Below are 21266 nucleotides of genomic sequence, written 5' to 3'. Positions count from 1 at the left end.
TTGGGCCTGCACTTTAGCGGGCCCATTTCAATTCAGGAAAGACAGTATGGCAGAAGACTTAGAACAGGCCCTAGATAACAGCCCATATCCCGGCTCACCGCTCAATCATAAATCAGGATTGACTTCAGCCGATCCACTCAAATATGTGACTGCGGTTCCAGAAGGAAATGTTGGTTTAGCATACCAGTTTTTTCTAAAGTTCGAAGATGTTTACGCTAAAATCTTGTCTCACGGGCTTGCATTTTTCAGTGTGAGTTTAGCGGTACTAATGTTCGCTCAGGTGATTTTAAGATACGGCTTGAACTCGCCGTTCGTCGGTATCGAAGAAATGGCAATCCTATTTGGCGCTTGGGTGTATTTCCCATCAATGGCATATGTTTCCCGTCAGGGTGAACACATTCACGGTGGAATTTTGACACTTGTCGTGAAATCGCCAAGAGCTGTTCAGAAAGTTCGCCTGCTGATGACGGTTTTCAGCATCGCAGCCTGTACTGTCTTTGGATACTTCGCGATCAAGTATGCCTTTTTCGAAATTGAAAAAGGAAGGCTCAGCTCCTACCTGCGTTGGCCAAAAGGCATATGGTCCTTTTCACTGGTGGTTGGATTTAGTGGCACAATCCTTGCTCTAATCATGCAGTGTATCAACCAGCTTGCCGCAATAAAATATAGGGAAATCACGGAGATCAGACCATGACGATCTTCGCTCTAGCCCTCGTTCTAATCGTTGTTCTATTGCTTCTGGAAATGCCAATTGCGTTTGCTTTTGGGATTGGCGCATTGGCCTTTGGCGTTGGTACCGGATCAGATGTTTCGTTTCTAATTCCCTACGCCTATCAAACCACAACAAGTTTTGCCCTGCTTGCCTTACCGCTATTTGTTTTGGCTGGCACGATTATGGCAGAAGGAGGAATTTCAGACAGGTTACTGGACTTCGTAAACGCCTTTGTTGGTCGAATAAAGGGTGGTCTTGGCGCCGTAACAATCCTCACTTGTGCTTTGTTTGGTGCCATTTCAGGGTCATCGTCTGCGGCGATTGCAGCGGTTGGTCAAATTATGATCCCGCGGATGGTAAAAGAAGGATACCCGGTTGGCCACGCAACAGCACTGGTTGCCTGCTCTTCAATCCTGGCCCTGATGATCCCCCCATCAATCCCAATGATTGTCTTTGCCATAACCGGCGGTTTGTCAGTCGGGGCCGCTTTCCTGTCAACCGTGATCCCAGGCATACTGCTTGCATTGATCTACATCTTCCTAAATTTTGTTTTTCTCCGAAAAAACGAGGACGTACAGGTCGAACCCAAGCTTCCGATGCGCGAAGTAAGAACTAAAATCTACCGTTCGGGGAAAGAGGCCTTTTGGGCATTGCTCATGCCGCTCATCATTTTGGGGACAATATACGGTGGTGTTGCGACGCCGACAGAGGCTGCCGCCATCGCTCTCATTTACGCTACCGTGGTCGGTTTCTTTATCTACCGAGGCCTAACACCGGCAAGTTTTTGGAACGGTGCAATACAGGCATCCATAACGACCGGTTCCATCATAACAGTACTGTTCTTTCTCTTCATGATGAGCAGGTCCATGGTGTTGCAACAAGTTCCCGGACAAATTTCAGATTTGCTTCTTGGGCTGTCTGACAACAAAATTCTTTTGCTACTTTTGATCAACCTCGTCCTACTGCTTATGGGTATGATCGTAGACGACATTTCAGGAAGTGTTCTTGCTGCCGTCGTCTTGCTCCCTGTAGTTACGGAACTGGGCGTTCACCCTATACATTTTGCGGCCATTGTTGGGACAAATCTTGGATTGGGAAATGTTTCTCCACCATGTGCGCCAATGCTCTATATGGCGGCCGGTGTCAGCAAAATATCTTTGGATAAATACATTGTTATTACGCTCAAGTTTTTGTGCCTGGGTCATTTGCCGATGGTTTTCCTAGTAACTTTTCTTCCGGAATTGTCTCTTTTCCTTCCCAAAATCCTCATGGGGATTCAGTAACCGGGGGGCAGAAAACTACAAATTTCGCCCGCGCGTAGTTGTGGGGAAATACGAGAACACCTCCCAAATTTATGCATTGGTAAGTTCATGGTCAGCCCACTATTTATTACTAAATTTGAAAGCAGTCACTTGTTCAGCACTCTCAACATAGATGAGTTGGATGAGGTCCATAAAAAAAGAATACTATTGGAGAAACTGGAAGCCAGTGCGCCAAGTGCTCTGATTGCGCGCGCTGGCCAACAATCTTTGATTGGGCAAATTGACCCCAAAATTCTGCCCGAAATTGTGATTTTCCTGGAAGACAGTAAGAACATTGTTTGCGACCAGATCGCAAACATGCCGAGCGTTAGCGTCATTCATGGTTCAACGCCCTCTGAAACCGAACAACAAGCCTTAATTGAATTGGAGCGGCGTCTTCGCCCCAACTCATCCCCACGCATCAACAGTGGATCCGGGCATGGGAGTGTGGTTTTGGTAGGAGCTGGCGTTGTTAACTTGATCACGGCGCTAGAATTAAGACGGGCGAACTATGACGTTACAGTCCTCGACCGTATGCCAGATCCACTTAGCACTGACAGCTTCAACCAATTCGCTACAGGTGCAACATTTGCTGGCATGGATGCCAGAATTTTTTCTCTAAACGAATCCCGCCACCACCTTTTTCGAGGTCTCACATCACCTTCGAAAAACACAAATCCCTTCAGCAAACGAGTGTCCGATCATGGATGGCTCTCACGCGATCTGGATGTGATGGACCAACAGGAAAAATCCTGGGTTAGTCGGCTGGAAAGTGTCCCCAGTTGGTTGGCCTCGATCTATAATAATGACACGATTGCATATAACCGCACCAGTGCTGAAGCCTGGTCAGTACTGTTCTCGCTCTATCCGCAAATCTTGCGGGGGGTCAACTACAACACCACGTTGTTACGCGTTTATCAAACACCCGAGAATTTTGAGAAAGCTCAGAGGTTAGAACGTAATCTTGGAGCCTGCATTGAAGTGATATCGAAGGACCAGCTGGCAAAACGGCAGCCGAGCTTTGCCTCAGCGGCAAACTCAGGTGCCATTGCCGGAGCGCTTCACGTTGAAGGGTTTTCCCTTAACATCAAAAGCTTTTCACGAAACCTAATTAGGCTGCTACTTGCACTCGATGTTGAGTTTCACTGGAACTGCTCACTTAATACCTTGCGAACCGACGCTCAAGGCCGGGTTAGTGGTCTGATGACAGACGACGAAGTCGTGATGGCTGACAATGTTGTTCTTTGCCCGGGTGCCTATGCAGGCCTTTCCTCTAGCGCGCTACCCGCGTTATCAGAAATTGCGTCAATGGCGGGAATGTGGATTACTCTCCCCAACGAAGAAACTCCCTTAACCGCACCGCTTAAAGTACGCAGGCGTGGTTTTGCCGCCTCCGAGGCCGCAGAGGGTGCGAACATCATTCCCGGCCACGATGCACAGTCACGCCCAGTGATTTACTGTAGTTCGGGTCATGGCTTTGTCGGAAGCTCGCCCGAAGCAGCGCGCCAGTCCAATTTGTACGAACTGTTAGAGTGCATAAAGGAAACAACCGCTGAACTCTTTCCCGACAAGTTCAGAGAAGCTGAACGGCGTGGACTGCTTAGCTCCGAGCCCGAATATTGCATTCGCCCTTGGACCTCATCAGGATTGGGGGTGTTCGACACGCGAGAGCTGGCTAATGGCGGTCAGTTAATCCTGACTGGTGGCCACAATACAGGCGGTTTTGCGCAGGCCCCTGCGGTTGCCCGGTCAGTTCTCGCGGCATTAGATGGCACCCCTCATTGCATGGCCAGTATTTATCACCCCGAGCGGGCAAGCGCCCTTCTTGCCTGATCCAATTATTGCGAGAACTCAAATGACTTTGCAGGGAACTTTTCCAACCACGTTATCGAGCCTCATTGACGACGGCCTTACCAAGAGTAGCAGCCCGCTATGGGTTTGCGGTACGCATGTTTTTCAGCGTGATGAAGCGCGTGCAATGATCAATCAATTCAAGAATGCGTTGATCCAAGGTGGACTAAGTCCACAAGACAGGGTCGTCATTCATGGCGTTCCTTCGCCCCATAGCATTGCGTTTACAATCGCCGCGATCCTTGAGGGTTTGGTTGTGGTGCCATTGGATATGTCCATGACGCCATCCCGAAAAACTCAGGCGCTTGCCTTGGCCAACCCAGATGTGATCGTGGATTTTGCACCTGACCAATCGCTTGCCCCCGGCATAAAACGATTTGACCCAGAGCAGACACTGTTGCGCGCGTACGATACGCCGAACGTAACGACACGAGAGCAAGTGGCCGAGACAGAGGCCTGCTATATTTTCTTCACATCAGGTACAACCGGTACGCCCAAAGCCGTTTTAGGACAACGCAACGGCCTTACCCATTTCCTGAAGTGGCAGCGGGACATGTTACTTTTGTCTCCAACAGATCGCGTTGGCTTGCTAACTCGGTTTTCCTTTGATGTTGTACTACGCGACATTCTGCTTCCACTGGTATCTGGATGTACTAGCGTCATACCGGAAACTGACCGGCAAATGGATGCCCGGTCCATGATCGAATGGATTAGAGATAACCGCATCTCCCTCATGCACTCTGTTCCTTCGGTTGCCAATGCAATGTTGTCATCTTCTCCACAAATGGATTCAGTGACCACTCTCAGACACACGCTTTTTGCGGGAGAACCACTTAATAATGGACTTGTCGAACGGTGGCGTGAGCGGTTTCCCCAAACTGAAATTCACAACCTTTACGGCCCTACAGAAACGACTCTCGCAAAGTTCCATGCCCGTGTCCAACAACCAGCTCGACAGGGAATTCAAGCATGCGGTCATCCCTTGCCCGGAACTGAAGTGTCAATTTTGTCTGAGAGAGGTCAGCGTCTGCAACCGGGAGAGCTAGGCGAAGTTGCAATCCGCACACCGCACGCGAGCCTTGGCTATTTAGACAATCAACATAGCTCTGGGCTCCGCAGCATTATGACCGAAATCGACAGTAAACAGTTCTATTTAACTGGTGATTTGGGCTTTCTTGACGAAAATAGCACCCTGCACCTGCGTGGGCGAAAAGATGATCAGGTCAAGGTAATGGGCGTTCGACTTGAATTGGCGGGAATTGCCGCCTCTATCGAACTTCACCCTGCAATAGATAAAGCCATCGTCTTGGCAGAAGAAGACGGTTCAGGACACAAGCGCCTATTGGCATGGTATCAGGCAAACACCAAAGCACACTTACCCCCATCTGATCTCCGCGCTTTTCTAACTGACCACCTTCCACCCGCAGGAATTCCGGGTCGGTTGATCGCCTGCACAGACATTCCTCTCAATTCAAATGGAAAAGTTGACAGAGCGCGATTACCAACACCATGCGAGGACTCCTACGTTTTACCAGCCAGCGGCACCGAAACAATAATCGCAGAAGCCATTGCTCTAGAATTAGGAGTGTCACCTGTTGGTGCGATAACCGATTTTTTCGCCTTGGGTGGCGACTCCTTAATGGCTGCGGCAATCAGTGCCAAAATTTCGGTAACCACCAAGCGACATGTGACACCTAGCATGTTCCTTGAAGCCCCTACCCCAAGAGAGTTGGCGCAACTAATAGATAGCCGTGACGCTGATGTTTCAACTGTTCTCCCGACAGCGCCAGCCACACGTACGTTCGCCTTAACACCACAACAGACACGTTACTTACGCACCTTTGTGGCGGCCGGAAATCGCAACTGGTGCAACATGGTCGCCGTCTTTGAACTCCCAGATCACGTTACAGGTTTTGAGGTTTACAACGCCCTTCACGATATTTCTCTGCATCATGACAGTCTCCGGCTGGCATTCGAAATAGATGAACATGGTGTCACTCAGCAAAGTATCCGCCCCAATTCCTGTTTTGCGCTGAACGAACAGGATCTATCCAATCAACGGGAAGCGGATGTTGAGGCTCAAATTTTCAGACTCAAGATTGAGGAAGCCGAAAAGCCAATTGATATCTATTCCGAACAAGCACTTTTTCGCGCCCAATTACTGCACTTACCGCATGGACGACGGAAGCTTTTGTGGAACGTCCATCATTTAGTTTGCGACGGCACAAGCCAGGGTATTTTGGCCAAACTGTTAAACGAATGGCTAACTAACAGCCGCAGCTTTCGCGATCAGCATGCAGATCTACCTTCGTTTCGCGACCTAGCCTACACGGTGAACAAGAATGCGAAAATGCAAATTTCGGACCACTTTCCAAACTTGCTAAAGCAGCCCTCTCTGTATCGGCACATCTATTTCCCGAACACTCAATCGGCTACTGACACACAGAGATGTCAGGCATTTGAAGCCTCCATTTCCGCCGAAACAATGGGCGCTGTGCGCAGCACTGCAAAATCATTCAAGTGCACTCCATATGTGGTTCTACTGGCGGGCTATTTTCAGGCCCTGTCCTCTCTGACAAAGCAGAACGATCTAGCCATTGTTACGCCCTTGTCAGGAAGAGAGCACCCTCAGGCTCGTGATATGATCGCCGACCTCATTAATCTCATCCCTCACAGAATTGCTGATATCGACAAGTTGGATACGCCAGTGCTTCTCCAACGTGTTCGAAATCTTGTTGCCAGTGGTGCTTGCCATCAAGCTGAACAATTTGACCAGGTCGTGGATGCATTAGCCTTACCTTTTCCAGCCGACCGCAACCCATTGACCGGCCTCTCATTGAATTACATGCCGCAGCGAGGTGAAGGCCTCCCTGCAAGCCGGGTTCATGAAGATCGCGGATACAAACTGAAATACGACGTTCTGTTCCTGATGAGGGATTACAAGAACTGTCTGAATATCGAGATACAATATCGCGCGGGCCTATTTGATCGCGCCGATATTGAAGAGTTTTTTGACCTTTACGAACATACTCTTAGGGAGATTTCCAATGACGCATGATACCGGCGAAGGTGCGCCAATTACCGAATACATACTTCTGCTTACCCTTGCCGCGCTTTGGGGTGGATCGTTCACCTTGATCAAGGTGGCGTTAGAAAACTACCCGCCGATGACAATCGTATCCTCGCGCTTACTCATCGGTGGATTTGTCCTTGTCTTAATCGCAATGATAAGGCGGGACGTCTTTCCTAGCACAGGCAAGCGCTGGCTGGAACTGCTCATACAAGGAACCTTGCAAGGTGGCCTTCCTTTTTTCCTGATCACATGGGCGGAAAAATACGTAGCTTCGAGCGTCGCCGGGATCGTGAACTCGACTCCACCTATGTTCGTGTTTTTGATCACAGTGTTTATCCTTCGCACTGTAAAATTCGACGGCTTTAAACTGCTTGGCATTCTTTTTGGAATGGCTGGAGTTGCCATAATAGCAACGTCTCGTGCAATCAGCGTTGAAGACAGCAGCGTTCTTGCGGTCCTTGCGGTCCTTGCTGCCAGTTGCTCATATGCGGTCGGAGCGATCTATGGCCGTCGCTTTGGGGACCAATCTGCATTCATCACCGGCGGGGTCTCTCTACTGCTTGCAGCAGTGTTGACAACACCTGCTGCCATGTTCTTCGAGGCTCCGCTTTCAATAACCCCCGAATTGAAACCAACGCTTGCGCTTCTTGCTTTGGCCTTTTTCTCCACCGCATTGGCGAGTTTGATTTTTTTCCGCCTCATAAAAACCCTCGGGTCCCTTGCCACGACGTCCAATGCCTATTTACGAGCTTTATTCAGTATGGCCCTTGGGGCGGTTTTTCTGGGCGAAGAGCTGGGCACATCAGTTCTTCTAGCATCACTTTCAATTTTCCTAGGTGTGTTTTTGGTCACCGGTCAGTTTCGCAAAAACATTTATGACCGCATGTTCGGAAAGGCCCTAAAAAATGTCTAGCTTTGATTTCTATTTCGCCCGCTCAGGCAATAGTCTGCGGGCCGCCATTGCGCTTGAACTTGCGGAAGTACCAGTTCGACGCCACCTGCTCGACTTAAGCACGGCAGAACACAACAATGACTGGTTTAAAAAAATCACTCCTGCTGGTCATGTGCCGGTTTTGCATATCCATCAAAAGGATGGACGAGATTTAGTCCTGACACAGTCAGGAGCCATCATGGACCACGTTCTGGGGGAGAGGCGACCAGAGCTCTGGCCTGAGAATACCCTGGATCGGGCGAACTGTACTGCAATGGTTCATAACGCTATCAGCGATATCGCAGTTCAAAACACTCTCGCACGTTACCTTGCGCACGAACCAAACGCCGCAAATCTCGTGCTGGAGCGAATGTGGACCTCTCTCTATGCAGCCTTTGGACCTCTACAGAACGCGCCCTATCTGTGCGGCGATACCCCCACTATCGCTGACTTCGCCCATTTTCCGGTGGTTTATATGCGAGCACCACACCTGCGGTCCATTCCACGGGCGGCACATGTGATCAAATGGCTTGATCGAATGGCGCAAACCGATCCGGTCGCAACAGCGATTGAATACGCTGGCGTTCAGATAAAGGGGTAGTTTTGTCATGAAACCAATAAGAATAGCGATCATCGGCGCTGGCCCATGGGGTTTGGCAGTGCTCGACCGTTTGATAACACACGCACGTGCTGACCAGACGATATCGTTCCGGGTTAAAATCTATGATCCCAGTCAGCCAGGCCCAGGTATGCATGACCGCAGCCAGCCAAATCACCTGCTTTTGAATACTGTCACCGAGCAAGTGGACAGTTTTTCCGCCAAACATTTTGGCACACCCGCGTTGCCTGGGGCTATGACATTTCTGGAATGGGTTCGCTCCCAATCCGACCCAGATTGCCCAGCGCAAGGATTTTTACCCCGGCGCATTTTTGGAGCCTATTTACGCTTTGTCTATGACACCCTGAAAAACTGCATGCCAGCCAACATAGATCTGGAAGAACACCGTTCGGCAGTCACACGCATCGACACACAGGCTGACAGTCTTTTTTGGTTGTACGACACCGAAAGCAGTGTTGGCGAATTTGATCATGTCTTTGTTTGCACCGGTCATGGAATAGAAACCAAAGAGGCAATTGAGTTTCGCGACGGCAGCTTAGCCCCCTACCCTATTGCAGATTTTTCGAAACAGGTTTCATCAGCAAAAATAGTTGGCATTCAGGGAATGGGTTTGACTGCAGTCGATATCGTTTCCACGCTAACGGAAGGCCGTGGCGGACGGTTTCATGAAAAAGATGACGCCAAACTTGTATATGAACCCTCAGGAACAGAACCCATAATGTACTGCTTCTCACGAAGCGGTACGCCTTTTAGCTGTCGACCGGCAAGCTCCCCTGATCTTACCAGCAGCTCCGTCCCGCTTTTTTGCCGGTCAGAAATGTTGCCCAAAAATCGCGCGTTGGACTTTACCCAAGATGTGTTGCCGCTGTTGGTTGCAGAGATGTGGTCCGCTTTTGCACTACGGCATGTATCCCTAACGAGTGGCGTTGTTTTAGCCACCACCCTGCAATATCAATTGTCCAAACACCTACCAGAGTTTGCAACTGCAATGGCACGAGAAATCGTAGGCGAAGCCGGGCGTAACTTTGATCCGGAAGCTTTGCTTCTGGGGGCCGGTCCTTCAGAAAATGACATCGGCGCACCAACCGCTGTATCGATCAAAAATCACCTAAAACACGACGTTGCAGAGGCCCAAAAAGGGGAAAGCAACAGCCCCTATAAGTATGCAATCGAAATGCTGCGAGTGAACCGTGACTTTATACGTGATGCCGTCAGCCATGGCCGTTTGACCTCTGGATCTCGTGTTATGTTCTTCTCCCGTATAGCACCACGAATTACACAGCTTATTGTTGGCCCTCCCCTTTCTAGAGGACGCGAATGGCTCGCACTCGCCGAAGCTGGTTTCTTGCGATTTGACCTAGCAATGAACCCCGTGTTGGAGCGCGACAACTGGTATGGACATTGGATTGCACGCTCTGACGGGAATAACGGTAAGCGTGTTGTACATCTACACAAACTCATACGAGCTCATATGACAGCAGCGGCCCACCCAAACGATTTATTGCAAAATCTAGCGGCCAGTGGGCTCTGTGCACGTACAAATACATTGGGACTACGATACTTCCATACTGATATGAATGACTGTCCAATCGACTCTACAGGCCGCCGGGTATCTGGGATCACAATGCTTGGGGTGCCCACAGAAGGCTCGACATATTTCAACAGTTACCTTCCTTCGCCTCGTAGTCGTGCAAGAGCCTTCGACCAAGCAGATAGAGCTATCGAGATGCTCTTGCGCAACGCAGCAATGAATGAGTCGGTCGCTGCGTAACCAATACCGGGCGTGACTGTGCATTTTCCTGAAGTTACGACACGGAATTTCAACGAACACGGCGCGAGAGAAATCTTCAGGCGCCGTGTTCCTAGCTTGATCTGTATTGAATGGCTGCTAGCCACACCCAGTGAGCTGGCCCAAATTACAGCGAAGGCGTTTAACGAGAGATGGTCATCGTGACTGATCGGGACATACGAAGGTTAGTGCGGAGGTTCTTGTGGTCGCGCTCGAAGCAAATTTTGCTGAAGCAAAGTCAATGTTTTAGAAATATTGACTTCTCTGGACTTCAGCTTGTTGATCATTTCGAGGGCAACACTGTGTTCGCATTGGTCGGCTTTAAGAATAGCCAGCATCTCCAGCGCTTTTGGGTTTCCAGGAGAAATGAAGCAGACCAGCTCTAGTATATTGGTAGCCTTTTCTGTCTGGCCGTAAATATACTGAAGCGATGCCAACGCTACCAACAATTCAGCCTCTAACAACCTATCGCCAGTATTGAATTCTGAAGTGGAAATAGCAGTAGAGTTCATCTCGCTACCTGATGCCTCAACATGATTTCACTATAGGAAAATTGTGTGCTGAATTTTTTGATTTCTTCGAATCCTTGTACCGCAGAGGGCAATCCAGAGCTTTCTAATTCGACATTCCAACGACCTATGATCAATTGCAGTGCGTCAATAACACTTTCAGGAGAATTTGACTTTAGAATCTCTATATTGGCGATTGCTTGCTCCAAGTAACGTGGCTCACTAACTGCAAAACTACGTTCGAGCTGCAATTCCGGAGGGCGCAAGCCTGGGCCATCGTAATATGCGGTGAACACTGTGGAAGTGTTCACCGGCTCCTGCGCAGCACGGACGTCCCTATCTATTTTCCGATCAGCACTCGAAAAATTCGGATGATGTGAAATGCTCTCGGTGGTTTTATTGATCGGCATTACTTTTGTTCCCAAATGAAACTTCTATCAGCTCGTCAACATTCTGTAAAATAAGTGATTTTTCACGAATGTCACTGAGCTTCCAGTTTTCAACGATGGTATCCCCCATTTCAACTTTTTGGCCATCAAGGAGGATTACAAATTTCTGAGGCGCCTGCGTTACGAGGCTGATCGCGGGAAAATTTGTTAGGACAGGAACACTTCTAACGTTGTAGATCACCGGGAAATCCGCCAGCACGATTTCAATTTCGCTGCGCGCGGTCTGCCACTCCCCCAAGTCATTTCGGCTAATTGTCCCTGAAATCTCAACAACTGAATCCGCGCGCGAAGTAACCTCTACTCTCTCCGAAAGCCCCGCCTTAGCGAGAACGGCCTCCACTATAGCAGAGGCATCCTGAAAACCACCATCCGAACTCGCATCGCCTTGAACAAACTGGGATGTAGAAAACCGTTCTGTGGGAACCAAATACATCCAACCTACGATGAGGGTCATGACCATCAACAAACTTGCCATCAAAACGACAGGTACGCTCGCTTCAGTGTCGGTTTCAGAAAACTCTGAAGACCGAGATACACAAAGCACATCCCCATCAATTTTCAACTTGCATGGAAGCCGTTTGGTCGCGGCTTCGGATGTTACCAGTAGATCATCAAGGTACACATCCTTGCGATCCGTCGATGCGGAAACGAGTGTTACATTTGCCACCTGTCCAAACGAAACATCAACAGAACCTTTTTCTCCGTCCTTAGGTAAAAGAAAAAGTTCGTCTGTGACACTGTCCCCAATGCGAAAGGCCTGCTTTGTGAGCTCGACTTCACTCCCTGCCTGCAAACCAGAGACGACACTAATTGTAATTTGTGGTGGCGGTTGCACACTTAGCGAGGTGCGAATGCGGCCAAGTCTTTCTTGCGCATATACCGCCAACATCTTTAGGCCGTCTAACATTCAATTAGCCTGACTTCAGAATATGTGTCAGGTCTTTTTGAGCAGTCTGTGCGACCCCCCAAGTGATCTGCCATTCGGTCAGGTCTTTTACGACAGACATCATTTCATTTGCGGTCTGCGAAATTTCATTCGCCTTTCCATCAACCGGACCTGAAGCTGGCCCATCGGAAGGTCCTGAAATAAAGTCATTTTGTATGTCCATCACTTCCCGTTGGGCAGCACCTGAAATCGGATCCGAAGGTGCGCTCTGTTCAACGGGACTAGATGAAAGGCTATGTATCGCAACATTCATGGCATCACTCATATCCCGCGCAATCCCCTGATTTCGCGAAGCATCATCAACAAGACTCTCAATAGAAACAGCCGTCACCTGCTTCTCTGCCAGTTGGTCGCCTATTGCGCTGACTTCATCTGCCATGAAATCCCTTTCCTCTTACGAAATGTAAATTATTCGTCTTTGGCGAGCTCTCGCGCCTTACTAACGAGCTTGAACATTGACTGCTGCATGAAGACCTCGAGTATTTCATCAAGTTGCTCTTGCAAGCCGGCATCATCCACTACCGGGAGACTGCTCGTCGGCGTTTCCGTTACTCCATCACTTTCCACATGCTTTCCTTCGATTGTTTGCAGCAAAGTAAAGAACCCGGCTGAAAGAAGATGCGCCCGAAAGTTCTCCAAATTTGTCATCATTGTCTGAGTAGCGTTTTCACCCTCAATAGTTAAATGCCAACCATTTCGAAGAAAGCATTCTCATCTACCTAGGTTCATAGGCACTACGTACCACCTTCCGAGACCTTCACTCATCATCATCCGGGTGAGAAAAAGCCATCCAAGGTAGTCGTTGCAATTTATCGCAACCGAAAAATTGTGAACATTTTAAACAACGTTTCAAAAGTATTAAGAGGATGAGGAATATTGTTGTTCCGCTTTGCTTGCCGCTCCAAGGTTACAAAAGTTGTCGCACTCGGAATTTCATTGTCCATGGGCACTTCTGTAGCTGCCATTACGTCACAAGAAGAATTGCGCGGCGCCACGGTGCAAATCAAAGTCATAGACTCGCGCGTTCAGGAACTTTTGCAGTTAGTTTCGACACTTACCGAAGAACAGGTAGAAATCTCTTCGGCTGTAAACACACGCCTGACATCGACAAATTACCACGGAACCATCCGCGATGTTCTCACGCAGCTGTCGCGCGAGGCCAAGATCGAATGGTTCCAGTTTAACGGAATTTACTATGTTTCAGACACCTCTGAAACCACTTCACGCATCATTCGGCTTTCCAAGATGTCATATGACGAGGCCGCCAGATTATTGAGCGAGGCGGGAATCACGGCCAGTAGTCTGAGAAAAATTGAAGTCGCCGACGGCGCTGCGATTGTTCTAACCGGACCACCAAAACTAATCGCGTTTGGCGAGGCCATTATTCAAAGTCTACCAGCGGACACCGTCCCTCTCAAAAAACAGTCTCTAATTCGAATTCGCCGAGGGACCGAAATTGAAATTGAACCCACTCCAGCACAAGGGACTGACGCCACCAATGATCAACATCTGGTGAATGGCGGCGATAGTTAGAAATGTAGCCATATCGAATTCTGACAACAAAAGTCAGATCTTGCGCCGTAAGGCGCAGGCGGCCTGCACAAAACAGGCCTTACTAACCTCTTACGAGGAGCATCAATAATGACATGTATGAAAGGAATAAATATGCCCGCACCAGTAACTGCAGACACTTCATCAGTGACGTCCTCAGCCCAAGAACTCAAGGACGTGACCGAAGCGATGAGTAGAGCTCTAATTGACGCAGAAAAAATTATGCAGCCAGCTAAAACAGAGAAACAGGTCGCTGGTAAAGGCGCCTAATTCTCAAAAATGCGCGGCGATGTTTTCACCGCGCATTTTGCCCAGATGTAGCATCTCGTAGACGACCAAAGGCAAGCATAGATAATGAGACGAGATCTGTACCTGGTAACCATCTTGATTGCGACCCTTTCGCTTATTGTAGTGCCGATTCATCAGTCAGTGATTGATGGGTTGCTTGCTCTAAATCTTTCACTTTCGGTTGTTTTGCTAATTGTTGCGATCTATCTGAAACAACCATCCGATTTTTCTACATTTCCGTCGGTTATCTTGATTGGTACGGCATTTCGGCTAGCGCTTTCTATCGGAACTACGCGCCTCATATTATCTGAGGCAGACGCAGGCTCCATCATCGAAACCTTTGGCAATTTTGTTGTTGCTGGTTCGATTATGATTGGGCTTGTCATTTTTCTTATCATTACCGCGGTGCAATTTCTGGTTATCACCAAAGGCGCTGAGCGGGTAGCCGAGGTGGGCGCTCGGTTCACGCTGGATGCCCTGCCCGGCAAGCAGATGACAATCGATGCCATGGTCAAGGCTGGTGACATCGAACCAGAAGAAGGCAGCCGTCTAAGGGCCCAATTGGATAAAAACAGTCAGTTCTTCGGCGCGATGGACGGCGCGATGAAGTTTATTAAGGGAGACGCAATTGCCGGCATCGTGATCATTTGCATCAATCTGATCGGCGGCATTGCTGTTGGCATGAATGTTCATGGCCTCAGCTTTTCAGATGCAGCCGCGACATTCTCCTTGCTTACTATTGGCGATGGTCTGGTCGCACAGATCCCCGCCTTGCTCATGGCGATGAGTGCAGGGATTATTGTTACTCGCGTTACCGACAGTGAAAACATAGATCTTGGTTCCGACATATCACGAGAGCTGTTTTCAGACCACAGAGTGCCAGCCATGTCTGGTGCTATAATTCTTTTACTTGGTTTGATCCCCGGCTTTCCTCTCGCAATTTTTTCAAGCTTTTCAGTAGTTTTGCTGACCATGGCGCTGTACATGAGGCGGCGCGCAGCGAAAGAAGAAAAACCATTGGAAGAAAGTCGGGAAGAAATTTCCGAAGATGTTGAAGGTCGTCCTGAGGAGAATAATGAACCCCTGCGAGAGCTGCCTCAAAGCAATCGCTTCCAGGTGCTTCTTGGTTCTGAGATCACCTCAGGTCTCAATATTGACTTGCTAAACGAGTCCTTGCTTGATCTCTTTTGGACGTTGTTTTCGACACGTGGCGTTCAATTTCCCATTCCAAAATTAGTGCCAAATGCTGCGGTGGCAGGGAATACCTGGGTTCTCCAATTGGATGAAGTCCCAATCCAAAAAGGAACCCTTGATACGGCCGATATTCTAGTCGGGACCTCTGATAGGCAACTGTTAGAAGACAGTCTGAACCTTTCAGAGTTACAGAGCGCGCCCGAAGAAGTCCTTACGGGAATTTGGGTGCCGCGCAGGCATTCGCAACAGATTGAAAGCATGGGCCTGAGCTACATGGAGCCAGAAGCTGTGTTATCCTTAATTGCCTTTCGCAAGTTTGAGCAAAACTTGGGAACACTGTTTACGCTGGATGATTTTTACACATACCAAAAATCACTACGGGCCGCGGATCCAGAAACGATGTCGGTCATTGAAGGTGATATTCTGCAACCACAACTGTTCAAGATGTTAAGTTACCTGGTTGAAGATGGGGTTCCTCTTAGGCCGTTAGAGTTGGTAATTTCATCCCTTCACTATTGGATCCATACGCTCGATTCCCCGACCCCAATCATGCTTGCCGAATGCCTGCGCGGATCCTTGAGACGTCAGCTTTGCTATCGATTAGCGGGTAAGGTGGGGGCTATTGGTATGGTAATTGTCTCGCCAGAGTTGGAAAAAAGAGCGCGTCGCGCAATCCAACAGGACGCCGACCAATTCTCAGAGCTATCAAGCAAAAGTTTGGTCTTTGACGCAGAAACGACCGAGGCCGTTATTCCGCAACTAAAGGATATCGCCAGCGGTAGCAAAGACGGTGCTGCTCAACCTACTGTCATGGTGGCCGCTGATCTGCGAAGACGTATGCGAAATTTTCTAGCCGAGAACAACATACACTTACCTGTACTGGCTCCTCATGAACTAGCCAACGAGGTTCCGTCATTTCCAATCGGCATTATAGAGGCCGAAATACCCGTAGAACGCCTGATAAACACCTAAAGTCCGGCAGTTTGCACAGGTGTCTTATCAACACACGCTCAAATACTAAATCCATACCGCTCAGCCCAAAGCATGATCCTGCCTAGCTCGGTGTTTCAGTCCGAAAAGGTACGGAGCCGTCTACGTAAATGAGGGATAGTTCAGTGTTCGCCACCGAGTGACTGGAAGCACATTTTAATGAATTCTTAACACCGGGGGAGAAATTGTGCGAATCTACAAAATAGCAAAATTAGCTTTGGGAATACTCTTCTTGATTTCCGTAATGGGATGTAAAGAGACGATTTTTTCCAAACTTGAGGAACGCGAAGCAAGCGAAATGATTGCTGTGCTGTTCGGGAGTGGTGTGGAAGCCACCCGGATTCAGGATAAAGACGGCGCTTATTCCGTTCAGGTGAACTCTACACTGGTTCCGCAGGCAATAACACTCCTTCTTGAACGCGGTTTACCCCGCGAAAAGTTCGATTCACTTGGTGATATTTTCGGGGCAGGAAACATCCTAGGAACCCCTTTCGAACAGCAAGCGCGTTTTGTTCATGCAATGAACCAAGAGCTGTCAAACACAATCAGCAGCATTTCTGGAGTTCGTTCAGCAAGGGTTATGCTTGCTATCCCGCAACCCAAACGTTTTGAGAAGACAGCAAGGGAAGCAAATGCTTCGGTGACAGTCGAATATGAGGAATTTGCCGCGTCCGAAGAGCTTATTGGTAAGATAAAACTGATTGTAGCAAACAGCACGCCAGATCTTCATTATGAAAGCGTCGTGGTCGTAATGTTCCCCTATGGCGGAGCGTCGAGACAAGCCGTCGCTCTCTCACCAGAGAACGAACAAACAACCGCAAGTGTGGTTAGTGCCGACATCTTAGGCATCAAGAATATTCAAGATTTTGTCGACCGGCAGGTCGCGCTCTTTATCTTGCTTAGCCTTCTCACAGGAACGTTAGTTTGGGTATGTGGTGCAAAATTCATCTCCAGAAGAGCTAGGCGTTCCCCACCAGTTGTCCGCGTACGCAACGATCCAACGGGCCGTAATTCATGATGCCCATTGCCGAAAACTCTTTCGCCGTTCATCCTGAATGGCTGGTGACCATGGTACCTGGGATCACGGACAAACGCCTGCGTTCAGAAATATTTGAAGATGAAGCCTTCTTCAAAAGGTTGCTGTCAGAGCAGCACCCTCTTCTTGCCTTTCCTGACTTGCAAACTGAAGAAAAGGTAAAGCAGATTACTGATGTCGTCAGTTCGGCTATTACCGAAAAAAACCTACGACGTATCGGTCTCTCCTGGCTGGCTCCTCGACTAATCCTCTGCCTGTTCACCCGCGAAACGAGAACAATCTGTGGGAACTTGTCAGTACAAGATCTAGATTTGGTCAGGAAATTCCATGACCACGTCGATCCCTCAGTTATTCCAACAATCCCGGATGTTCAAAGCATTGAGCGTGAAGGCGTTCATTGCTTTTTAGCCTGGGCAAAAGGTTTTCCGGCGCCGGTTGCTGAACACTTGAAACTGCTGGTCTCGCCAATTTCACCCCAATTTTCTTCGAATATTGAAAAACGCAAAATGCTGTTCGAGCGGTTTTTGCGCGCAGTACCGGAGGATGACTTATCATGAAGAATTGGAGCGAGACTAAACCGCGTGCAGAGTTGTTGAACGCCCAGGATTTTGATGAAGCTTTGAGCATTGAAACAAAGCTCAAAGAAAGGGTCACCTCAATCTTGTATGCGGCACACCTGAAGGCTGATCAAATTCTCGAACAGGTCGACGATGAAAGGCATCAACAACTAAGAGAGCTTCAGGAAACCACAGCCGGGTATAAGACTGCCGCTCTGGAAAACCAAAAAGCAGATGCGTTTGCTGAATTGCTCAGCGTTTCTGCTGACATCAGGTCGGAGTTTGAGGCTATGACCCCCTGGTTGATCGACTTGGTTGGAACTTGCTTGCGACGTTTGATCGGAGAATTGGATGATGCGGAGTTGATTTCCCGCATGGTTCATGAGGCTTTGAAAGTAACAAGTACCACATATGAGCAAGCTCTGACCGTTCATCCAGATCAGGAATCACGAATTCTAACTGTTATGTCCACATTCCCCGAACGTTTCGGCGGAGTGACTTCAATTGAGACTTGTCCTGATATGAAACCGAATACAATCCGCATCGGGTGCGAGACAAGTGTTGTCGACGTTGCGCTGGAGGCGCAGTTGGAAACTCTGGTTACGCTATTCGAGCAAGCTCCATCCAACGCGCTGAGTTCAACATGACAAAGTTCTCAGGACGCCTCCATACGATATCTCAGATGGTTAGTTCGCAACCGCTTTATAAGGTGATGGGGCGAGTAATCGAAGTTGGAGGCCTTACTATTGTCGCCGCAATTCCCGACGCGCGCAAAGGGATGATTTACCAAATAGATCGTAAGAACAGCGCCCCAGTTTTGGCTGAAGTCACAAAACTTGAACCTAATCGAGCGACCCTAACGCCCTATAGCGAAACAACAGGTTTATCTGTTGGAGCATTAGTTAGGTTCTCAAGCGAACAGCCAATAATTTCGGTAGGCTTTTCCCTGCTTGGCAGAATTGTAAACCCGTTTGGTGAACCAATGGATGGGCTGCCACTGGAGCTAGAAACAGAAAGAACACGTCATATTCGCCCAAAGCAGGGCGCCGCCGTCGAACGCCCAGTGATTACGAAACAATTTCATACAGGATGCCGCGCCATCGACGGTACCACAACAATAGGCGTTGGCCAACGTATGGCAGTGTTTGGAGCACCTGGCACAGGGAAATCATCGCTTTTAGAGATGTTGGCCAGCAATTGCGAAGCAGATGTGATTGTGGTTGGTCTAGTTGGCGAACGAGGCCGAGAAGTTCGTGAGTTCTTTGAGCAAGTGAACAAAGTCGGTAAGGCCCACCGACTGGTAATCGTCGCCGCCACTTCAGATCGACCCGCCATCGAGAGAGCAATTTGCGCACATAGTGCAAGCTCCATTGCTGAGTATTTTCGCGACCAGGGAAAATCAGTTTTTTTAGTAGTGGATAGCCTTACCCGAACAGCGCGCGCACTGCGTGAAATTGGACTCGCCAATGGAGAAGCGCCCGTTCGTCGGGGCTTTCCGGCCTCAGTATATCCTGCACTTTCAGCTGTGATCGAACGCGCTGGTCGATCTAATTCAGGCGACATAACCGCCCTATATTCAGTCTTAACAGAAGGTGACGCGGAAACTGACCCGATTGGCGAAGAAGTTAAAAGCCTAACCGACGGTCATATTCTACTAAGCAGGGAGCTCGCCAATGCAGGGCATTTTCCCTCAATTGATGTTCTTGCAAGCCTAAGCCGAACAATGAAACGAATTGTCACTGCGCCACACCTGGAAGCGTCACAAGAGCTACGAAAATTGCTGGCCAAATATGAAGAAATCGAACTCCTGCTCAAGTTGGGAGACTACGAATTTGGCTATGACCCAGTCGCCGATAAAGCCATCCAACTCCGTGATGAGATCAATTCATTTATTCGGCAAGCATCGGACGAATATTCCAACTTTCCAGAGACAGTAGTGAAACTAAGAGAGCTGGTTTCATGAAACGTCCAGAACAGATGTTACAATTACAGGCTCTCAATGAAATGCGTGTGCAGCACGCAAAGAACAAGCTATATCGCGCTTCAGTCAAAAAACGCCGTGTAGCCCAAGCCCTGGACAGTTTCACTCAAGAATTACAAAGAAAACAAAGCGGCATTGGCGAGTATGCTAGGCAGCGTTTTATGCAAATGCCTGATCAAGATCATAGACTGTCTTCATTTCAAAGCATTGCGTATGGGGTGTTTCAACGGCGACAAGAGCTAACGCACATCCAGCATAACATTGAACACAAGGCACTGGAGCAAGAGCACGTTGAGGGTGAGTATCAAGAGCAAGCCAAGCGGTATAAATCCAAATTAGAAACCCAAAAGACCGTTGATCGTTTTTCAGTTCAGATCCTAAGGCAACGAGACGAGCTAGTCGAAATGGAGGCCGAAGACGACATTTACCCGACCTTGCGAGGTCAAGCATGAAGGAGCATCTCGATAGCGTAGAGCAGCGCACCGCGCCATCGACTCAACCAGGGCATTTTTGGGCTGCTGTTCCACACCTTGATCCTGCTCAGGCGGAACTTGAGAACGCACGCGTCAATGCAGGTGGTGAGTTTCCACTTCTGTTTAATGGTAAATCGCTAACCCTACGGTACCTAAAAAAAGCCCCAGCTTGTGAGTTTTCCGAAGTTGCCGAGATTTGGCTTGGAGATCATCTGCTCGAAGTTTATTTTTCAGATGGGGCACTTGATCGAGCGCTGGATTTTGCTGGGTATCAACAAGTGGTTCAAACCCTCTCACCACAAGTGGCCGGTATTGTTTTAGACAAACTTATAAAACTGCATATGCAATCGCTAGAAAGCTCTTTTCAGGGCAACAGTCTGGTTATGAGCTACCTTACTGATCAAGAAGAAGTCCCAGATAACCCCCTCTATTTTTCCTTAAAGGCAGAAGACGATGGTAGCTCCATTTTTTTTGCAATTGACACGGACACGACAACAAAAATCAAAATGCTAAGTGAATTTCTCTCGCCGAAGAACTCTCCTGAATTAGGTGGAGATTTTTGGGTAGATCTAAGTGCTCGGGCCTCTGGGTTTCACCTTGAATGCACTCAGCTAAAAGCAATGAAAGCCGGCGATGGGCTAATGCTCCCACATGGGTGGGCCCCGGACCGTGACAACACTGTAGCGCTAAATCAGCAGTTCGTAACACCGGCAGAACAAAAGAGGCAAAGCTTTACTTTGCAGTCCGATTTTTCAAAAGCCAACAAACTTATACACAGGTGGTTAGGAAGCATGAGCATATCCCAAGACGATCTAGAAGTGGAAATTTCCGTCGAAATCGCCCGAGGTCGAGTGTTGGCAAACGAAGTGGAGAATCTTGGAGAAGGAAGTGTATTAGACTTGGATATCCTTCCCGATGACACTGTTCTTCTGCTGGCAGGTGAGCGCCCGTTGGCCCAAGGGAAACTTGTAAGGCTGAACGATCGTTTTGCGATCAAGATACTTAAATGCCTGTAA

The 21266-nt window shown here is 48.8% G+C and carries 21 protein-coding genes; 16 read left to right on the top strand and 5 right to left on the bottom strand.

The window, feature by feature from the left end:
* Positions 1-46: 46 nt before the first annotated feature.
* From FEE96_RS22935 to FEE96_RS22905, 7 genes are all read left to right on the top strand, one after another.
* Complete coding sequence (locus tag FEE96_RS22935; protein WP_138165469.1) at positions 47-694, top strand: TRAP transporter small permease; 648 nt, start codon at positions 47-49, stop codon at positions 692-694.
* Positions 691-1995, top strand: coding sequence for a TRAP transporter large permease (locus FEE96_RS22930; RefSeq protein WP_138165468.1), 1305 nt, complete (start codon positions 691-693; stop codon positions 1993-1995). Before FEE96_RS22935 ends, FEE96_RS22930 begins: the two co-directional genes overlap by 4 nt.
* A 186-nt stretch (positions 1996-2181) precedes the next feature.
* Positions 2182-3846 carry an NAD(P)/FAD-dependent oxidoreductase gene (locus tag FEE96_RS22925; RefSeq protein WP_212744821.1) on the top strand — a complete coding sequence of 555 codons (1665 nt, stop codon included), beginning with the start codon at positions 2182-2184 and terminating at the stop codon, positions 3844-3846.
* Between the two features lie 22 nt (positions 3847-3868).
* Positions 3869-6922: an AMP-binding protein gene (locus FEE96_RS22920; RefSeq protein WP_171021802.1), complete on the top strand. Its 3054-nt coding sequence runs from the start codon at positions 3869-3871 to the stop codon at positions 6920-6922.
* Positions 6912-7850, top strand: coding sequence for a DMT family transporter (locus tag FEE96_RS22915; RefSeq protein ID WP_138165465.1), 939 nt, complete (start codon positions 6912-6914; stop codon positions 7848-7850). The genes FEE96_RS22920 and FEE96_RS22915 overlap by 11 nt, the downstream gene beginning before the upstream one ends.
* On the top strand, positions 7843-8469 hold the full coding sequence (locus FEE96_RS22910; RefSeq protein ID WP_138165464.1) for a glutathione S-transferase family protein: 627 nt from the start codon (positions 7843-7845) through the stop codon (positions 8467-8469). The genes FEE96_RS22915 and FEE96_RS22910 overlap by 8 nt, the downstream gene beginning before the upstream one ends.
* A gap of 7 nt (positions 8470-8476) precedes the next feature.
* Positions 8477-10258: an FAD/NAD(P)-binding protein gene (locus FEE96_RS22905; RefSeq protein ID WP_138165463.1), complete on the top strand. Its 1782-nt coding sequence runs from the start codon at positions 8477-8479 to the stop codon at positions 10256-10258.
* Between the two features lie 203 nt (positions 10259-10461).
* Here FEE96_RS22905 and FEE96_RS22900 read toward each other — a convergent pair whose 3' ends face one another.
* Genes FEE96_RS22900 through FEE96_RS22880 form a run of 5 tightly spaced genes read right to left on the bottom strand, consistent with a single transcriptional unit; the run spans position 10462 to position 12828 of the window.
* A complete protein-coding gene (locus tag FEE96_RS22900; RefSeq protein WP_138165462.1) occupies positions 10462-10788 on the bottom strand; it encodes a hypothetical protein in 327 nt (108 codons plus the stop codon).
* Positions 10785-11195, bottom strand: coding sequence for a hypothetical protein (locus tag FEE96_RS22895; RefSeq protein ID WP_138165461.1), 411 nt, complete (start codon positions 11193-11195; stop codon positions 10785-10787). Before FEE96_RS22895 ends, FEE96_RS22900 begins: the two co-directional genes overlap by 4 nt.
* Positions 11182-12141, bottom strand: coding sequence for a hypothetical protein (locus FEE96_RS22890; RefSeq protein WP_138165460.1), 960 nt, complete (start codon positions 12139-12141; stop codon positions 11182-11184). The genes FEE96_RS22895 and FEE96_RS22890 overlap by 14 nt, the downstream gene beginning before the upstream one ends.
* Positions 12142-12145: 4 nt before the next feature.
* Positions 12146-12559 carry a hypothetical protein gene (locus tag FEE96_RS22885; protein WP_138165459.1) on the bottom strand — a complete coding sequence of 138 codons (414 nt, stop codon included), beginning with the start codon at positions 12557-12559 and terminating at the stop codon, positions 12146-12148.
* A 29-nt stretch (positions 12560-12588) separates the two neighbouring features.
* Positions 12589-12828, bottom strand: a complete 240-nt coding sequence (locus FEE96_RS22880) for a hypothetical protein (RefSeq protein ID WP_138165458.1) — start codon at positions 12826-12828, stop codon at positions 12589-12591.
* A 294-nt stretch (positions 12829-13122) separates the two neighbouring features.
* Here FEE96_RS22880 and FEE96_RS22875 point away from each other — a divergent pair, with 294 nt between their 5' ends.
* The 9 genes from FEE96_RS22875 to FEE96_RS22840 all read left to right on the top strand — a co-directional run bounded on the left by FEE96_RS22875 (position 13123) and on the right by FEE96_RS22840 (position 21266).
* Entirely contained in the window at positions 13123-13713 is a 591-nt protein-coding gene (locus FEE96_RS22875) for a hypothetical protein (RefSeq protein WP_138165457.1), read from the top strand.
* A 132-nt stretch (positions 13714-13845) separates the two neighbouring features.
* Positions 13846-14001 carry a hypothetical protein gene (locus tag FEE96_RS23635; protein ID WP_171021800.1) on the top strand — a complete coding sequence of 52 codons (156 nt, stop codon included), beginning with the start codon at positions 13846-13848 and terminating at the stop codon, positions 13999-14001.
* A gap of 84 nt (positions 14002-14085) precedes the next feature.
* Complete coding sequence (locus FEE96_RS22870; RefSeq protein ID WP_138165456.1) at positions 14086-16185, top strand: flagellar biosynthesis protein FlhA; 2100 nt, start codon at positions 14086-14088, stop codon at positions 16183-16185.
* 205 nt (positions 16186-16390) lie between these two features.
* On the top strand, positions 16391-17221 hold the full coding sequence (locus tag FEE96_RS22865) for a hypothetical protein (RefSeq protein WP_138165455.1): 831 nt from the start codon (positions 16391-16393) through the stop codon (positions 17219-17221).
* Positions 17218-17796 carry a hypothetical protein gene (locus tag FEE96_RS22860; protein WP_138165454.1) on the top strand — a complete coding sequence of 193 codons (579 nt, stop codon included), beginning with the start codon at positions 17218-17220 and terminating at the stop codon, positions 17794-17796. The genes FEE96_RS22865 and FEE96_RS22860 overlap by 4 nt, the downstream gene beginning before the upstream one ends.
* On the top strand, positions 17793-18443 hold the full coding sequence (locus FEE96_RS22855) for an HrpE/YscL family type III secretion apparatus protein (protein WP_138165453.1): 651 nt from the start codon (positions 17793-17795) through the stop codon (positions 18441-18443). The genes FEE96_RS22860 and FEE96_RS22855 overlap by 4 nt, the downstream gene beginning before the upstream one ends.
* Complete coding sequence (locus FEE96_RS22850) at positions 18440-19759, top strand: FliI/YscN family ATPase (RefSeq protein ID WP_138165452.1); 1320 nt, start codon at positions 18440-18442, stop codon at positions 19757-19759. Before FEE96_RS22855 ends, FEE96_RS22850 begins: the two co-directional genes overlap by 4 nt.
* Entirely contained in the window at positions 19756-20229 is a 474-nt protein-coding gene (locus FEE96_RS22845; protein WP_138165451.1) for a hypothetical protein, read from the top strand. Before FEE96_RS22850 ends, FEE96_RS22845 begins: the two co-directional genes overlap by 4 nt.
* Positions 20226-21266 (top strand): FliM/FliN family flagellar motor switch protein, encoded by a 1041-nt coding sequence (locus FEE96_RS22840; RefSeq protein WP_138165450.1) that lies wholly within the window; start codon positions 20226-20228, stop codon positions 21264-21266. Before FEE96_RS22845 ends, FEE96_RS22840 begins: the two co-directional genes overlap by 4 nt.

Origin of the sequence: Parasedimentitalea maritima, from assembly GCF_005771405.1 — a bacterium.
Taxonomy (GTDB): Bacteria; Pseudomonadota; Alphaproteobacteria; order Rhodobacterales; family Rhodobacteraceae; genus Parasedimentitalea; species Parasedimentitalea maritima.
This window is presented reverse-complemented; position numbering and strand designations above follow the sequence as displayed.

What these genes read in the sequence shown, in the direction of transcription:
- FEE96_RS22885 (WP_138165459.1), bottom strand. Translation starts at nt 12,559, where the DNA reads ATGGCAGATGAAGTCAGCGCAATAGGCGACCAACTGGCAGAGAAGCAG.
- FEE96_RS22915 (WP_138165465.1), top strand. Translation starts at nt 6,912, where the DNA reads ATGACGCATGATACCGGCGAAGGTGCGCCAATTACCGAATACATACTT.
- FEE96_RS22905 (WP_138165463.1), top strand. Translation starts at nt 8,477, where the DNA reads ATGAAACCAATAAGAATAGCGATCATCGGCGCTGGCCCATGGGGTTTG.
- FEE96_RS23635 (WP_171021800.1), top strand. Translation starts at nt 13,846, where the DNA reads ATGCCCGCACCAGTAACTGCAGACACTTCATCAGTGACGTCCTCAGCC.
- FEE96_RS22870 (WP_138165456.1), top strand. Translation starts at nt 14,086, where the DNA reads ATGAGACGAGATCTGTACCTGGTAACCATCTTGATTGCGACCCTTTCG.
- FEE96_RS22900 (WP_138165462.1), bottom strand. Translation starts at nt 10,788, where the DNA reads ATGAACTCTACTGCTATTTCCACTTCAGAATTCAATACTGGCGATAGG.
- FEE96_RS22840 (WP_138165450.1), top strand. Translation starts at nt 20,226, where the DNA reads ATGAAGGAGCATCTCGATAGCGTAGAGCAGCGCACCGCGCCATCGACT.
- FEE96_RS22895 (WP_138165461.1), bottom strand. Translation starts at nt 11,195, where the DNA reads ATGCCGATCAATAAAACCACCGAGAGCATTTCACATCATCCGAATTTT.
- FEE96_RS22930 (WP_138165468.1), top strand. Translation starts at nt 691, where the DNA reads ATGACGATCTTCGCTCTAGCCCTCGTTCTAATCGTTGTTCTATTGCTT.
- FEE96_RS22890 (WP_138165460.1), bottom strand. Translation starts at nt 12,141, where the DNA reads ATGTTAGACGGCCTAAAGATGTTGGCGGTATATGCGCAAGAAAGACTT.
- FEE96_RS22855 (WP_138165453.1), top strand. Translation starts at nt 17,793, where the DNA reads ATGAAGAATTGGAGCGAGACTAAACCGCGTGCAGAGTTGTTGAACGCC.
- FEE96_RS22880 (WP_138165458.1), bottom strand. Translation starts at nt 12,828, where the DNA reads ATGACAAATTTGGAGAACTTTCGGGCGCATCTTCTTTCAGCCGGGTTC.
- FEE96_RS22850 (WP_138165452.1), top strand. Translation starts at nt 18,440, where the DNA reads ATGACAAAGTTCTCAGGACGCCTCCATACGATATCTCAGATGGTTAGT.
- FEE96_RS22875 (WP_138165457.1), top strand. Translation starts at nt 13,123, where the DNA reads ATGGGCACTTCTGTAGCTGCCATTACGTCACAAGAAGAATTGCGCGGC.
- FEE96_RS22845 (WP_138165451.1), top strand. Translation starts at nt 19,756, where the DNA reads ATGAAACGTCCAGAACAGATGTTACAATTACAGGCTCTCAATGAAATG.
- FEE96_RS22910 (WP_138165464.1), top strand. Translation starts at nt 7,843, where the DNA reads ATGTCTAGCTTTGATTTCTATTTCGCCCGCTCAGGCAATAGTCTGCGG.
- FEE96_RS22860 (WP_138165454.1), top strand. Translation starts at nt 17,218, where the DNA reads ATGATGCCCATTGCCGAAAACTCTTTCGCCGTTCATCCTGAATGGCTG.
- FEE96_RS22920 (WP_171021802.1), top strand. Translation starts at nt 3,869, where the DNA reads ATGACTTTGCAGGGAACTTTTCCAACCACGTTATCGAGCCTCATTGAC.
- FEE96_RS22935 (WP_138165469.1), top strand. Translation starts at nt 47, where the DNA reads ATGGCAGAAGACTTAGAACAGGCCCTAGATAACAGCCCATATCCCGGC.